The 14,442-nt window shown below is 73.1% G+C and carries 10 protein-coding genes; 5 read left to right on the top strand and 5 right to left on the bottom strand.

The window, feature by feature from the left end; all coding sequences use genetic code 11:
* Window positions 1-33: 33 nt before the first annotated feature.
* Complete coding sequence (locus HQQ79_RS16755) at window positions 34-1,542, bottom strand: DEAD/DEAH box helicase (RefSeq protein WP_071246524.1); 1,509 nt, start codon at window positions 1,540-1,542, stop codon at window positions 34-36.
* 135 nt (window positions 1,543-1,677) lie between these two features.
* On the opposite strand from HQQ79_RS16755, the gene HQQ79_RS16750 reads away from it, so the two are divergent.
* Window positions 1,678-2,394 (top strand): ferritin-like fold-containing protein, encoded by a 717-nt coding sequence (locus tag HQQ79_RS16750; protein ID WP_027464579.1) that lies wholly within the window; start codon window positions 1,678-1,680, stop codon window positions 2,392-2,394.
* Window positions 2,395-2,431: 37 nt separating this feature from the next.
* Here HQQ79_RS16750 and HQQ79_RS16745 read toward each other — a convergent pair whose 3' ends face one another.
* Window positions 2,432-2,728, bottom strand: coding sequence for a hypothetical protein (locus tag HQQ79_RS16745; protein ID WP_173035769.1), 297 nt, complete (start codon window positions 2,726-2,728; stop codon window positions 2,432-2,434).
* A 4-nt stretch (window positions 2,729-2,732) separates the two neighbouring features.
* Window positions 2,733-2,957, bottom strand: a complete 225-nt coding sequence (locus HQQ79_RS16740) for a DUF3107 domain-containing protein (protein WP_027464581.1) — start codon at window positions 2,955-2,957, stop codon at window positions 2,733-2,735.
* 127 nt (window positions 2,958-3,084) lie between these two features.
* Between HQQ79_RS16740 and HQQ79_RS16735 the strand changes: the two genes are divergently transcribed.
* Together HQQ79_RS16735 and HQQ79_RS16730 are read left to right on the top strand one after the other, a co-directional pair.
* Window positions 3,085-6,240 carry a UrvD/REP family ATP-dependent DNA helicase gene (locus HQQ79_RS16735; RefSeq protein WP_173035767.1) on the top strand — a complete coding sequence of 1,052 codons (3,156 nt, stop codon included), beginning with the start codon at window positions 3,085-3,087 and terminating at the stop codon, window positions 6,238-6,240.
* Complete coding sequence (locus HQQ79_RS16730; RefSeq protein WP_173035765.1) at window positions 6,237-9,527, top strand: ATP-dependent DNA helicase; 3,291 nt, start codon at window positions 6,237-6,239, stop codon at window positions 9,525-9,527. The genes HQQ79_RS16735 and HQQ79_RS16730 overlap by 4 nt, the downstream gene beginning before the upstream one ends.
* 351 nt (window positions 9,528-9,878) lie before the next feature.
* Here the strand turns inward: HQQ79_RS16730 and HQQ79_RS16725 are convergent, their stop codons facing one another.
* The gene (locus HQQ79_RS16725; protein WP_173035763.1) at window positions 9,879-10,877 is read right to left on the bottom strand and encodes a phosphotransferase; all 999 of its coding nucleotides are present in this window, start codon (window positions 10,875-10,877) and stop codon (window positions 9,879-9,881) included.
* A 116-nt stretch (window positions 10,878-10,993) separates the two neighbouring features.
* Here HQQ79_RS16725 and nudC point away from each other — a divergent pair, with 116 nt between their 5' ends.
* Window positions 10,994-11,929, top strand: a complete 936-nt coding sequence (gene nudC, locus HQQ79_RS16720) for an NAD(+) diphosphatase (RefSeq protein ID WP_173035761.1) — start codon at window positions 10,994-10,996, stop codon at window positions 11,927-11,929.
* On the top strand, window positions 11,926-13,692 hold the full coding sequence (locus HQQ79_RS16715) for an ATP-dependent helicase (RefSeq protein ID WP_173035758.1): 1,767 nt from the start codon (window positions 11,926-11,928) through the stop codon (window positions 13,690-13,692). The genes nudC and HQQ79_RS16715 overlap by 4 nt, the downstream gene beginning before the upstream one ends.
* Here the strand turns inward: HQQ79_RS16715 and HQQ79_RS16710 are convergent.
* The gene (locus HQQ79_RS16710) at window positions 13,583-14,440 is read right to left on the bottom strand and encodes a TOMM precursor leader peptide-binding protein (RefSeq protein ID WP_173035756.1); all 858 of its coding nucleotides are present in this window, start codon (window positions 14,438-14,440) and stop codon (window positions 13,583-13,585) included. The genes HQQ79_RS16715 and HQQ79_RS16710 overlap by 110 nt on opposite strands.
* Window positions 14,441-14,442: the final 2 nt, after the last annotated feature.

Raw genomic sequence — 14,442 nt, 5'->3', positions numbered from 1 at the left:
CGCGTCAGCGACGGGCCCTTCGGTCTGGAGGCGCTACTCGCCGTCCGACGTACCCTGCGGTGCCGAGGCGGTCGCCGAGGCATCGCCGGTGCCGGCTCCGCGACGGCGGCGACGACGGCGACGCTTCGCGGCGCCGTCGGTGGTGGAACCACCTTCGACGGCCGAGCCGTCCTCGGTGCCCGCCGCGGCGGTGGGGGCGACCGACTCGGTGGCCGGAGCCTGCGGGGCGGACTGCTCCGAGCCTCCTGACCGGGTGCGGCTGCGCGACCGCGAACGCGACGCGTCACGCGAACCCGAGGCCGGGCGGTCGCTGCTGCGCTTCTCGACGGGAGCGCCGGCCGAGGCGGCGTGCGACGACGAGCCGGGCAGGCGGCCCTTGGTGCCCTTGGGGATGTCGAGTTCCTCGAACAGGTGGGGCGACGACGAGTAGGTCTCGACGGGCTCGGGGATGCCGAACTCGAGGGCCTTGTCGATCAGCGTCCACTTGTGCAGGTCGTCCCAGTCGACGAACGTGACCGCGATGCCGGTCTTGCCGGCGCGGCCCGTGCGGCCGGCACGGTGCAAGTACGTGTCCGGGTCGTCCGGGATCGTGTGGTTGATCACGTGCGTGACGTCGTCCACGTCGATGCCGCGGGCAGCGACGTCGGTGGCGATGAGCACGTCACGCTTGCCGGCCTTGAACGCCGCCATCGCGCGCTCGCGCTGCTCCTGGTTGAGGTCGCCGTGCACCGCTGCGGCGTTGAACCCGCGGTCCTTCAGCTCCTCGACGAGCTTCGCCGCGGCACGCTTGGTGCGGGTGAAGATCACGGTCTTGCCGCGACCCTCGGCCTGGAGGATGCGGGCGATGACCTCGTCCTTGTCCAGAGAGTGCGCGCGGTAGATGAGGTGCTTGATGTTGGCCTGCATGAGGCCCTCGTCCGGGTCGGTCGCCCGGATGTGCACCGGACGGCTCATGAACCGGCGGGCGAGGGCGACGATCGGCGCGGGCATCGTCGCCGAGAACAGCATCGTGTGACGCACCTCGGGGACGGCCTGGAAGATGCGCTCGATGTCCGACAGGAACCCGAGGTCGAGCATCCGGTCGGCCTCGTCGAGCACCACCTCTTGCACGTGGGAGAGGTCGAGCAGACGCTGCCGCTGCAGGTCGATGAGCCGCCCGGGCGTGCCGACGACGATCTGGGCACCGGCCTTGAGCTGCTCGACCTGGCCCTCGTAGGCCTTGCCGCCGTAGATCGAGACGACCGTGGTCGGGCGGTTCGAGGCCGCGAGCTCGAGGTCCTCGGTGACCTGGACCGCGAGTTCACGGGTCGGGACGACGACGAGCGCCTTCACGCCGTGCGCCGGGTCGGCACCGAGTCGCTGGATCAGCGGCAGGCCGAAGCCGAGCGTCTTGCCGGTACCCGTCTTGGCCTGGCCGATGATGTCCTGGCCGGTCAGGCCGAGCGGGATGGTCTGTTCCTGGATCGGGAAGGGCTCGATGATGCCCTTGCCGGCCAGTGCATCGACGATGTCCTGGTCGATGTTGAGGTCTGAGAAAGTCAAAGAATCACCTTAGTTCTGGTGGAAGTCCCGGCCAGTCTACCGACGGGCGCGTGGTCCGGGGCGCTCCGGGGTGCGTCGGGGCGTCCGGGCGGGCGACCGGCGGGTGCCACGGGACTCGCCCTCTATGCTTGTCGGGTGGTCTCGTGGTGGAACCGGAAGCGCGCGGCGCAGCTCGCTGCAGCATGGCTCGCGTCGCGGAACCCGCGCGGAGCCGCGCAGGTCAAGCGGCTCGCGCTCGACGACGTCACCCCGGAGCTCGACGTCTACCTGGGGCAGGCCGCGTACCTGCAGCTCTCCGTCTACGAGACGATGGGACGAGCCGGTGCTTCGGCACCGACGCTCTCCGGCCGTCTGGTCACCGGGGTCCTCGCGACCACGGCGCTCGAGCGGCACCGCACGATCGTGGCCGAGATCGAACGCAGCGGCGGAGACCCGGCGGCGCTGATGGCCCCGCACCGCGAGGCGATCGACCTGTTCCTCGAACGGACCAGCGGTGCCGACTGGTACGAGTCGATGCTGACCGGCTACGTGACGGCCGGCATCCTGAACGACCTGTTCGGCAACCTGCTCCGCTCCCTGCCGACGGACGTGCGGCAGCGGCTGCGTTCGGTGTTCGACGCGCGCGAGGAAGCGGCGGTCGTCGAAGAACTGACAGCCCACATCGAGAACGACCCGCGGATCGGTTCACGCCTGGCGATGTGGGGACGGCGCCTGGTGGGCGACACCCTGCTGGTCGCCCGGTCGGCGCTGGCGTCGCACGCCCGCGAGGACCAGGAGCGGCTCGAGCCGGTCTGGACCGAACTCATCGCCGCGCACACCCGACGGATGGACGCGCTCGGTCTGACGGCCTGAGCGGTCAGGCTGCTCGAGCGTCAGGATTGCTCGAGGGTCAGGCGCCGCGCGTCTTGAGCTGCTCGTAGTACTCGGCGTCGCGCTTGTCGCGCTGCGTGCCGAGGAGCCACTCGACGACGAGGACGACCACGCCGGACCCCACGAGGGCCACGACCCAGATCCAGGTGCCGTCGTACCGCCACCCGGCCCAGGTCAGCGCCTCCCAGAGGACGGCTGCGGCGATGCCGCCGACCGCAGGGCCGACGAGCACGCCGCGGTTCGACCGCCACGGCACGATCACGTGCGCGACCGCACCGATGATGACGCCGCCGAGGACGGCGAAGAGCAGTTCCACGTCGTCAGGCGACGAAGCCGATGCGCCGTGCCTCTTCCGCGCCGACCTCGACGTACGCCAGGGCCGAGACGGGGACGATGAAGCGACGGCCCTTGTCGTCCTGCAGCGACAGGTGCGTCGACTGCGCGGTGAGCGCCTCGGACACGGCCTTCTCGACCTGGTCCGCGGTCTGGGCGGTCTCGAAGGCGATCTCGCGGGGGCTGTTGATGATGCCGATCTTGATGTCCACGAGCACAGCGTATCCGAGCGGTCCCGTGCGGTATCGGGCGTTCGCCGCGGGCGCACTCGACGGCGCGACGACCGGTGCCCCGCGCGTCCGCAGCGGTGCTGTCGGCGGTCCTGGGTACCGTACGAGCGTGCCGCAGACCACGCTGATGCCCGCTCCCGAGGACACCGGGTTCGCGCGCGCACTGGTCGACGACCCCTCGCAGGCTGCGGTGCTCGCGCTGCCGGAGGGCCGTCACGCCGCGGTGATCGGTGCGCCGGGCAGCGGCAAGACGACCACGCTCGCGCGGCTCGTCGCCGACCGGCTGGCCCGACCCGGCGCGATCACGCCCGACGGCCACGCGACGGTCCTCGCCCTGACCTCGGCGCGGACGGCTGCAACGGCGCTGCGTGACCGGCTCGCGCGGGCGGTCGACCGGGTCGTGCCGGGTGCCCTCGCACGCACCGTGAACTCACTGGCGTTCCAGATCGTCACCCACGCGGCGTCGGTGCAGGGGCAGGAACCCCCGACGCTGCTGACCGGTGGGGAGCAGGACCGGATCATCGCCGACCTGCTCGCCGGGCACGAACTCGACGGAGCCGGACCGGCCTGGCCCGGCCCGATCACCTCCGTGGTCCGGGAGCGAGCCGGGTTCCGCACCGCCCTGCGCGACGTCATGATGCGTGCGGTGGCCGCCGGCGTCGAGCCCGACGACATGCGGGAACTCGGCGACGAGCTCGGACGGCCCGAGTGGCGGGCCGTCGGCGACTTCGTGGACGACTACCGGGCATCGGTCACCGCGTTCCGGCCGACCGGGCTCGACTCCGGTGAACTCGTGGCGTACGCCACCGCCGCGGTGCTGCGGCACGAGCTCCCCGCCGGCATCGCCGCCCTGCGCCTGGTCGTGGTCGACGACACCCAGGAACTGGTGGAGGGCGAGATCGCCCTGCTCGGGGCGCTCGCGCGCTCCGGCGTGCAGGTGGTGGCCTTCGGCGACCCGGACATCGCCGCCTCGGCGTTCCGCGGCGCCGAACCGGACGTGCTCGGTCGACTGGCCGTGCGACTCGGGGTGGACCGTGTCGACGAACTGTTCCTCGGCGCGGTGCACCGGCACCCCGCCCCGATCCGCGCCCTGGTCACCGGCGTCACGGGTCGCATCGGCACCGCGGCGGCCGGCCGGCAGCGCAGCGCGTCGGCGGGCGACCAGGATGCTCGGTCCGACGCCGTCGTGCACCTCGAGGCCGCCAGCCGGTCCGCGCTCGTCGTGGCGATCGCCCGTCGACTGCGCGAACACCGCCTGCTCGACGGTGTGCCGTGGCACCGGATGGCCGTGGTCACCCGCAGCGGTGCTGCCATCCCCGAACTCGTCCGGGCACTCTCCGTGGCCGAGGTCCCGGCGACCGCCGGTGCCGCGCCCGTCCGTCCGCGCGACGACTCCGCGGCGCGGGCGCTGCTCGACGCGGCCGCAGTGGCGCTCGACGTCCTGCCGCTCGACGCCGCCCTGGCCACCGCGTTCGCCACGGGGCCCCTCGGCGGCCTGGACACCCTGGCGATGCGTCGGCTCCGGCTCGCCCTGCGGCGCGAGGAGCTCGCGGGCGACGGCAGCCGCACCGCCGACGAACTGCTGGTCGAAGCCCTGGGCGCACCGGAGCGCCTGGCGACGGTGGACGCCGGGTTCGCGCGACGAGCGACCCGGCTGGCCCGGAGCCTGGTGCAGGCGCGTGCCGACGCCCAGGCGGGATCGAGCATCGAGGAGATCCTCTGGGGCCTCTGGGAACGCAGCGGTCTCGCGAAGTCGTGGGGTGCCCAGTCCGCCGCCGGTGGGGTCGGCGCCGGGGAGGCCGACCGGCACCTGGACGCCGTCGTCGGCCTGTTCACCGCCGCCAAGCGCTTCGTCGAGCGCACGCCGGACGCCCCCGCTCGGGTCTTCGTCGACGACCTGCTCGGCGCCGACCTGCCAGAGGACTCGATCGGCCCCGACCGGACCGCCGGTCGGGTGCGGGTGCTGACGCCGTCGGCGACGATCGGACTCGAGTGCGACGTGGTCGTGGTGCTCGGTCTGCAGGACGGCGTCTGGCCCAACACCCGGGTGCGCGGCAGTCTGCTCGACCCGGACGGACTGGTCCGCGCTGCTGCCGGGGTCGAGCGTTCGCCCATCGACGACCGTGCCGCCGTGGTCGCCGACGAACTCCGGCTGTTCGCCCGGGCCGTCTCGCGCGCCACCACCCAGGTCGTCATCGGCACGGTCGCGAACGACGACGAGTCGCCGTCACCCTTCGTCCGACTCGTCCCGGTGCCGCCGGACCGTCAGCCGACCGTCCACCCGCTGTCCCTGCGTGGGCTCGCCGGGTCGCTGCGCCGCCGGGTGGTGGGCTCGGGCGACCACGAGGCCGCGTCCGCGCTGGCCCGCCTGGCCGAGGCCGAGGTACCCGGGGCGGCTCCGGACGAGTGGTACGGGCTCGCCGAACCGACCACGGACGACCCCCTGGTCGACCTCGACGCCGAGCCCGCGCCCGAGGTCGAGGGCGGCGAGCCCGTCGCTCCGGCCGTGTCGGTGTCGCCGTCGCGCATCGGCACCTTCGAGGAGTGCCCGGTGCACTGGTTCGCGCAGACCTTCGGCGGCGGTGCCCCGAGCCCGGCGATGGGCATCGGCACGATCGTGCACGAAGCGATGGAGCACGCCACCGAGATCGACGTCGAGTCGCTGTGGGAGCGGGTCGAGGCGCGGTGGGACGAGCTCACCTTCGAGTCGCCCTGGGTCGCCGACCGCGAGCGCGCCCGGACCCGGCGGATGATCGAGGGGCTGAGCGACTACCTCCGCACCTTCGCCAGCGCCGGCCGTCGACTGCTCGGTGCCGAGACCTCGTTCGCGCTCGTGACCGGACCCGCCCGGATCCGGGGGAGCATCGACCGCATCGAGGTCGACCCCGAGGGCCGTGTCAGCGTCGTCGACCTGAAGACGGGCCGTTCGATGCCCAGCGAGAAGAACGACATGCCGGAACACCCGCAGCTCGGCGCCTACCAACTCGCGGTCGAGGACGGCGCGGTCGAGGGCGTGCCGGCGGGGTCTCCGATGACCGACGCCCGGCTGGTGTTCGTCCAGAACCCCCGCGGCGGACAGGCGTACTCCGAGCGGACGCAGCACGCGTTCGACGCCGAGGCACGGGAGGCCTACCGCGAGCGGCTGCACGGGGTGGCGCGGGGCATGGCCGGCCGGACGTTCGTAGCGAACGTGGACGACCACTGCGAGAAGGCCCGGACCGGGGTCGAGTGCCGGATCCACGTGGTGGCGGAGGTGACCTGGTGAGCGACACCGCGGACACGACCGACACGACCGACACGACCGACACGACCGACACGGCTACTGCGGCCGACACGGCTGCTGCTCCGCCCGTCATCCGGCACGGCGCCGACGCCATCGCCGACGCCCTCGGTCGCCCCCGTCCCACCGCCCAGCAGCGTGCCGTCATCGAGTCGCCGCTCGTGCCGGCGCTGGTCGTCGCCGGTGCCGGCAGCGGGAAGACCGAGACGATGGCCTCACGCGTCGTCTGGCTGCTGGCCAACGGACTCGTCCGACCCGACGAGGTCCTCGGACTGACCTTCACCCGCAAGGCCGCCGGTGAACTCTCGGTCCGCATCAACGACCGCATCCGCGCGCTCGAGGACGTCGGACTGATCACTCCCGGGGACGCCTTCGAAGCGCCCACAGTCTCGACGTACAACGCCTTCGCCAACGCGGTCTTCCGCGAGAACGCCCTGCTCGTCGGGCGTGACGGCGAGTCCCAGGTGCTGACCGAACCCTCGGCCTGGCAGCTCGCCCGTCGGGTCGTGGTGGCCGCCCGCGACGACCGGCTCGCGGGACTCGACCGCGACGTCGACACCCTGACCGCAGCCGTGGTGGCGCTCGCCGGTGCCACCTCCGAACACCTCGTCGAGCCGGAGGACCTCCGCCGGTTCGCGATCGAGTTCTCCGAGCTGCTCGAACTCCCCGGCAACCGTGGCAAGCCGTACAAGGCGATCACCGACGCGGTCGCCGCGATCGGCGCCCTCGAACCCCTGGCCGACCTGGTCGCCGAGTTCCGGCGGCAGAAGGTCGACCGCGGGTTCGTGGAGTTCTCCGACCAGATCGCCCTCGCGCTCGCCGCGGCCGAGTCGGCCCCACGCGTCGTCACGGACCTGCGGAGCCGGTACGGGGTGGTGCTCCTCGACGAGTACCAGGACACCTCGGTGGTGCAGACCCGGTTCCTCGCCCGGCTGTTCCGCGGGCACTCGGTGATGGCGGTCGGCGACCCGCACCAGTCGATCTACGGGTTCCGCGGTGCGAGTGCCGCGAACCTCGCCCGGTTCCCGCACGACTTCGGCGGCGACGAACCCGGCGTGGCCGAACCCGTGACCTTCGCGCTGTCGACCAGCTGGCGGAACCCGGTGGACGTGCTCGCGGGGGCGAACGCGATCGTGGCACCGCTGTCCGAGGCGTCCGAGGTCGACGTCGAACGGCTCTCGCCCCGGCCGGGCGCGGACGCCGGCACCGTACGGGTGGTGTTCCCCGAGACCCTGCCGGAAGAGGCCGACGAGGTCGCGGCGTGGTTCCAGGACCACCGCCGTCAGGACCCGACGGGCTCGATGGCGCTGCTGCTGCGCGCGCGGAAGGACCTCGCGGCGTTCACGGCGGCGCTCGGTGCCCGCGGGGTGCCGTACCACGTGCTCGGCACCGGCGGACTGCTCCAGCGCCCGGAGATCGTCGACCTGGTGGCGTGCCTGCGGGTGCTGCACGACCCGGCGGCCGGCAACGACCTGATCCGGCTGCTCGCGGGTGCACGGTGGCGGGTCGGTGCGGCGGACATCGTCGCCCTGCACCAGCTCGCCCGGTGGCTGTTCCAGCGCGACCACACCCAGCAGCGGCTCGATGACGACCTGACCTCGGCGTTCCGGGCCTCCGTTGCCGCCGGGGAGCACGGATCGATCGTCGATGCGCTCGACTTCGTCGCCACCGCGCCCGACGAGCACGGCGCGCTCGAGGGCATCACCGCCGCGGGGCGCAGCCGGATGCGTGCGCTCGGCGGCCAGCTCGCGACGCTCCGGTCACGCGCGGGGGGCGACCTGGTCGACTTCGTGACGCTCGTCGTGCAGGAGATGCGGCTCGACATCGAGGTCGCCGCCCACGAACAGGGGAGCGGCGCCTACCTCGACGCCTTCATCGACGAACTCGCCGGCTTCGTCTCGACCGACGACCGCGCCGACCTCGGTTCGTTCCTCGGGTGGATCGACGCCGCAGCCCGGCGTGACGACATGGGCCCGCGTTCCGAGGAGCCCGAGGCCGGTACCGTGCAGATCCTGACGATCCACGGGTCCAAGGGACTGGAGTGGGATGCCGTCGCGGTGCCCCGGATGGTCGAGGGCGGCCTGCCGGCACGCCCGCAGGAGGGCTCGTCCGGCTGGCTGGGGTTCGGCCGGCTGCCGTACGAGTTCCGGGGGGACGCCGCCGAGCTGCCACGACTCGCCTGGCGCGGGCAGGAGACCCAGAAGGACGTCACGACGGCGATCGACGCCTTCAAGGAACAGGTGAAGGCCCGCAACGAGGACGAGGAACGCCGGCTCACCTACGTCGCCCTGACCCGTGCCAAGCACGACCTGCTGGTGTCCGGCTCGTTCTGGGCCGGCGGGGTCCGACCCACCGAGCCGAGCCGCTACCTGCGCGACCTGGTGGACGCCGGCGTCATCGACGGTGCGGCGATCCCGGAGACGACGGTGCACGACGAGAACCCGATGGGGGAGAGCGGCGCGACCCAGACCTGGCCGCACGTGCCGTTCGGGCAGCGTGCGCCGAGGGTCCTGGCCGCCGCGGAGCGGGTGCGGAACGCGAACCCCGGAGCGGCGGGGCGCTTCGCCGCCGACATCGACCTGCTGCTCGCCGAGCGGCACGCCACCCGGAACGCGAAGCACGCGGTCGCCGTCCCGCACCGGGTGCCGGCGTCGGGCTTCAAGGACTACCTGACCGAACCCGACTCCGTCGCCGAGCGGCTCCGCCGGCCGATGCCGGAGCGACCGTACCGCGCCACCCGGCTCGGCACGCTGTTCCACCAGTGGGTGGAGCAGCGTGCGCGGAGCGGTGGCGCGCTCGAGACCCTCGACGTGTGGGACGGGGAGCTCGACCTCGATACCGACGACCTCGCCGATGCGTCGCCGGACGCCGTGGTCACCGACGACGACGCCCGTCGACTGGCGGACTTCCAGGCGACGTTCGCCCGCTCCCGCTGGGCCGGGCTGACGCCGATCGAGGTCGAGCGCGAGATCCACATCCCGTTCCTCGGGCACAGCGTCGTCTGCAAGCTCGACGCCGTGTACGAGATCGGCGGGCGTGCCGAGGTGGTGGACTGGAAGACGGGCAAGGCACCGTCCGGCGCGGACGACCTGGCCCGACGCACGCTGCAGCTCGCGCTGTACCGCGTCGCCTACGCCGAGTTCACCGGGCGGCCGCTCGACCAGGTCGACGCGGTGTTCTACTTCGTCGCCGACGACCTCGAGGTCCGTCCGACCGAGCTGCTCGACCGCGCCGGACTCGAGCGTGCGTGGTCCGAGGCCATCGGCAGCTGACGTCCCGCGGAAGGCGCGTCGCGCTCGTCGCGCGCTGCGCCCTGTCGCGCTGAGCCCGTGTCGGGCTCCGCCCGTGTGGAGCTCCGCCCTGGAGGCCCGGTGCCGGTCCGCCGGGCCGGCGCCGGGCCTCCAAGCGGTCGCGTCAGGTGCCTGGACGCGGGCCGGGACCGGTCACGACACCCCGCAGGACGCACAGCGAGTGGTCACGGACCGTCGGGTGGCCGCGCTGCGACCGACAGGTCGTGACCGCTCGGCGGAACTGAGCGGGGAGTCGTGACCACCGTGGGGCGGTGTGGAACGAGACGGTGTTGACGAGAAGTGTGGAACGAGACGGTGCGGAACGAGGCGGCGTCAGCCGTGGCGGCGTTCGGTGGAGGACAACAGCTGCTCCACCTCGCCGATCTCCATCGTCTCGGGTGACACGGACTGCAGCGGTTCCGCACTCGGGGCGTGCACCGCGTCGACCAGGCGGTGCATCATCGAGACGGCATCGTCGACGACCTCGGTGCTCTTCGCCTGCACGCCGTGCAGCAGCCAGTGCGCCGTCTCGAGCTCGTGGTGCACGCGCGCACGCTGAGCGAGCTGGCGGTCGCGTCCGCCGCCGTTCGCCTCGTAGGCGCTGAGGACGGTGTCGAAGGCGTCGCGGCGGCCGGCGAGCACCCAGGCGAGGTCCTTCGCCGGGTCGCCGAGCCGCAGTTCGCCCCAGTCGAGGACCCCCGTCACCGCATCGCCGTCGGCGAGCAGGGCGCCGGTGCCGAGCGAGCCGTGCACGACGGTCGGTGTGAACTGCCAGAGCTGCTGGTCGCGAGCGGCACCCTCCCAGCGTTCGACGAGCGCGGCGGGGACGAGCTTGGTCGCCACGGCGCGGTCCATCACCGAGACTGCGGACCGGAGCACCTCGAACGGCGTGAGCGAGGGCAGCCCGGCGTCGGAGACGAAGCTCGTCGGCAGCTGGTGGATCGAGGCGACGGCACGGCCGACGCTGGTCGCGAGGTCGGGGCGCTCGACGAGCGACGTGAGGGTCGGGTGGGTCCCGGCCAGTCGGGTCGTGACGATGGCGCGCGTCGACCCGATCGGGGCCTGGCCGCGGTACTCGGCGACGCCGAACGGCAGCCGTGTGCGGATGCCGGCGCTCAGCGCACGGATGGCGACCAGGTCGGCTGACTGCCGGGCCTCGGCGCGCTGGTTCCGGGGGCGGCGGATGACGATCTCGGTGCCGTCGGCGTCGCGGAGGAGCGCCGACTCGTAGTCGCCGGCCGCGGCCGAACCGAGCGTGCGCGTGCCCGTGACGAGGAGACCTGGAACGGCCGTCGTCGCCAACGCGGCTAGAGTGAACTGGGATCCCGCCATGCCCCTCAGGGTAGGCGCGTGACGCGTGCACGGCTGCACGCCACGCTGTTCGGCGGCCCGCACGCCCACCGCACGTCTCCTGCACGTCCGCACCCGATCCGAGGAGCTCTCCCGCCGTGACCGTCGAGTTCGCCGCCCGGCTCCCGCTCTCCCGCAACGAACTCGACCGCGACGCCGAGTTCCGCACGACCGACGACGTCGAGCGTGTCCTGCGCGAGGACGAGCACACCCGGTACCTACCGGTGCGTGGTGCTGAGATGCTCCGGAACGCCGACGGCACCCTGCGCTTCGTGGCCGCGTCGGAGATCCCGGTCGACACCGTGACCCTGTACCTGGGCCGCGCGGTGTCGGACGCCGCGGACGCGCCGGCGGGTACCCGCTTCGTCGCCGCCCTGATCGACAGCGCGACGGCCACCGCCATCGAACCCGACGACGACGCCTGGCAGAGCCTCCGGATGTTCGGCACCGAGCTCTCGCCGCGCGACCAGGGACTGGCGGTCGAAGCCGTGGCGATGGCCAACTGGCACGCCGTGCACGGCTTCTCGCCGCGCACCGGGTCGCCCACGGCCGTCGTGAGCGGCGGATGGGTCCGCCGCGACCCCGAGGGACACGACCTCTTCCCGCGCACAGACGCGGCGATCATCGTCGGGGTCGTCGACGCCGACGACCGGATCCTGCTCGGTTCCAACGCCGCGTGGGACGCCGACCGGTACTCGCTGCTGGCCGGGTTCGTCGAGCCGGGGGAGTCGCTGGAGGACGCTGTCCGCCGCGAGGTCTGGGAGGAGTCCGGCGTCCGCGTCGAGGAGCCCGAGTACCTCGGTTCGCAGCCGTGGCCGTTCCCCGCGTCGCTGATGGTGGGCTTCCGTGCTCGTGCAGCCGGCGGTGACCCGACGACCGCACGCCCCGACGGCGTGGAGATCCTGGACGTCCGGTGGTTCTCGCGCGACGAGATCCGCGAGCGCGCCGGCGACACCCTGCTGCTGCCGGGACGCACCTCGATCGCCCGCGCCATCATCGAGGAGTGGTACGGCGGGCCGCTGGACCTGCCGTGAGCGTCACCGGTCCGCGCGGCGCAACGGGCGCAGGGGCAGTCGAGCCCCGGCCGCCGTCGCCCGACGAACTGCTCGCCGCGCTCGACGCCGAGCAGCGGACGGTCGCCCGCACCCTGCTCGGTCCCGTCGCGGTGCTGGCCGGTGCCGGGACGGGCAAGACCCGCGCGATCACGCACCGGATCGCCTACGGGGTCGCCACCGGGACCTACGCCCCGAACCACGTCCTCGCGCTGACCTTCACGACCCGTGCCGCCGGCGAACTGCGGTCGCGCCTGCGGGCCCTCGGGGCCGGGACGGTCCAGGCGCGCACCTTCCACGCCGCCGCGATGGCGCAGCTCAGCTACTTCTGGCCGGACACCGTCGGCGGGCACGCCCCCAAGATCGTCGAGTCCAAGGGGCGGATGATCGCCCACGCCGCGGACACCGTCGGCATGCACGTCGACACCCCGGTGCTCCGTGACCTGGCCGCCGAGGTCGAGTGGCGCAAGGTGCAGATGCTCTCGCTCGACGAGTACGAGGCCGCCGCCGCGGACCGGGTGATGCCGCGGGACACCACACCGCGCCGGGTCATCGACCTGATGAAGGCGTACGAGCGGCTGAAGGACGACCGACGGCAACTCGACTTCGAGGACGTCCTGCTGGCGACCCTCGGCATGGTCGAGTCCGAGCCCCGCGTGGCGTCGTACGTGCGGCAGCAGTACCGGTTCTTCGTGGTCGACGAGTACCAGGACGTCTCGCCGGTGCAGCACGATCTGCTGCGTGCTTGGCTGGGTGGCCGTGACGACCTGTGCGTCGTCGGCGACGCCAGCCAGACCATCTACTCGTTCGCCGGTGCCTCGAGCGACTACCTGCTCGGGTTCGGGTCGGAGTTCCCCCGCGGGTCGGTCCTGCGCCTCGAGCGGAACTACCGCTCCACCCGCGAGGTCGTGTCCGCTGCCAACACGCTGATGCGCGGCCAGCCCGGGGCACTCGACCTGGTGGCCCAGAGCCAGGAGCCGGGCCCGGAACCGGTCGTGCTGGCCTGTGTCCACGACGGCGACGAGGCGCAGACCATCGCCCGCCGCATCGCCGAGCTCGTCGGGGCCGGAGCGTCCTACGGGGAATGCGCCGTGCTCTTCCGCGTCGGGGCGCAGTCCGCAGCGCTCGAGTCCGCGCTCGGCCGGAACGGCATCCCGTACCGCGTGCAGGGAGGCACCCGCTTCTTCAACCGCCCGGAGGTCAAGCTCGCCGTCCACCACATGCGCGGCGAGGCGATCCGGCAGACCGACGACGAGCTGACCCGACGGGTCCGGCTGGTGCTGCAGGTCAGCGGCTGGACGGAGACGCCGCCGGAGGGCACCGGCGCAGTGCGCGAGCAGTGGGAAGCGCTGCAGGCGATCATGGGCCTGGCCGAGGACGCCCCCGCCGGCACGACGATGCAGCAGTTCACCCAGGACCTGGTGGACCGTGCGGCGACGCACCACGAGCCCGAGGTCGACGCCGTCACGCTCGCGACGCTGCACTCGTCGAAGGGTCTGGAGTGGCCCCACGTGGTCATCGCCGGCGCCGCCGAGGGGCTCCTGCCGATCTCGCACGCGTCGACCGACACCGAGGTGGACGAGGAACGACGCCTGTTCTACGTCGGGCTGACCCGAGCCCGCCGATCCGTCACGATCACGTGGTCGCAACAGGGCTCCACGCGTGGGGGAGCCCGGGCTCCGAGTCGGTTCCTGGCAGCGCTCGGCACGCGCACCGCGGATGGGGTCGGACCGGCGAGCGGCTGACCGACAGGTCGTCGCGCTCGAAGACGAGCTGGTCGGGCTCGGCCCGTTGCGTCCGGAGCGGGAGCCGTTCCAGCAGCATCCGCGTCGTGGCGGCGGCCACCGCCGCCACCCGCCACGGTGAGAGCGGTGCCGGGTGCCGGCCCCACACCTGAGCGGCGATGGCCGGCCAGGCCGGGTCGTCGTCGACGCGTGCGTACTCAGCGCACTGGAGGCACGGCCCGGCTCCCGGCACGACGAACGGACCGAGACGGACGCGTCCGTCCCCGACGACGACGGCCAGGTGCGGCACACCCCGGCGGGTCCACGCGGCGCGGAGCGCCGGGTCGACGACGTGGTCGGTCACCACCACGGCGAGGCGCGGTTCGGGCTCGGGCAGCACGATCGGCCCCCCGGCGGGCGCGGCGGTGCGGCTCACCGTCACGCCCTCGCCGGACAGGAACGTCGCCACGGTGTCGGCGAGGACTCCGGCGCCGTGCACCTCGATACGTTCGAGCGGCTCGGGCAGGACCTCGACCACCGCGGGCGACGCGGCACCGAGCACCCCGGCAGCACGCTCCGGGGAACACCCCGACGCGGCGGCGAGGCCGGACAGCACGTCGTGCCCGGTCTCTCGTCGGAGGCCGTTGAGGAACCGTTCTTCCCCCGTGGTGGGCACCGCGACGACCGCGCGCGGGGGGTCGACCCCGAGCTGGACCGTGGCGGGGTCACGCCAGACGAACTCGAGCGTCGGATCGATGCGGATGCCCATGA

Origin of the sequence: Curtobacterium sp. VKM Ac-2852 (assembly GCF_013205045.1) — a bacterium.
Classification (GTDB): domain Bacteria; phylum Actinomycetota; class Actinomycetes; order Actinomycetales; family Microbacteriaceae; genus Curtobacterium; species Curtobacterium flaccumfaciens.
This window is presented reverse-complemented; position numbering and strand designations above follow the sequence as displayed.

Excerpts from the sequence above, each read along its gene's own strand:
- HQQ79_RS16725 (WP_173035763.1), bottom strand. The coding sequence starts at position 10,877 with ATGGCGGGATCCCAGTTCACTCTAGCCGCGTTGGCGACGACGGCCGTT.
- HQQ79_RS16710 (WP_173035756.1), bottom strand. The coding sequence starts at position 14,440 with ATGGGCATCCGCATCGATCCGACGCTCGAGTTCGTCTGGCGTGACCCC.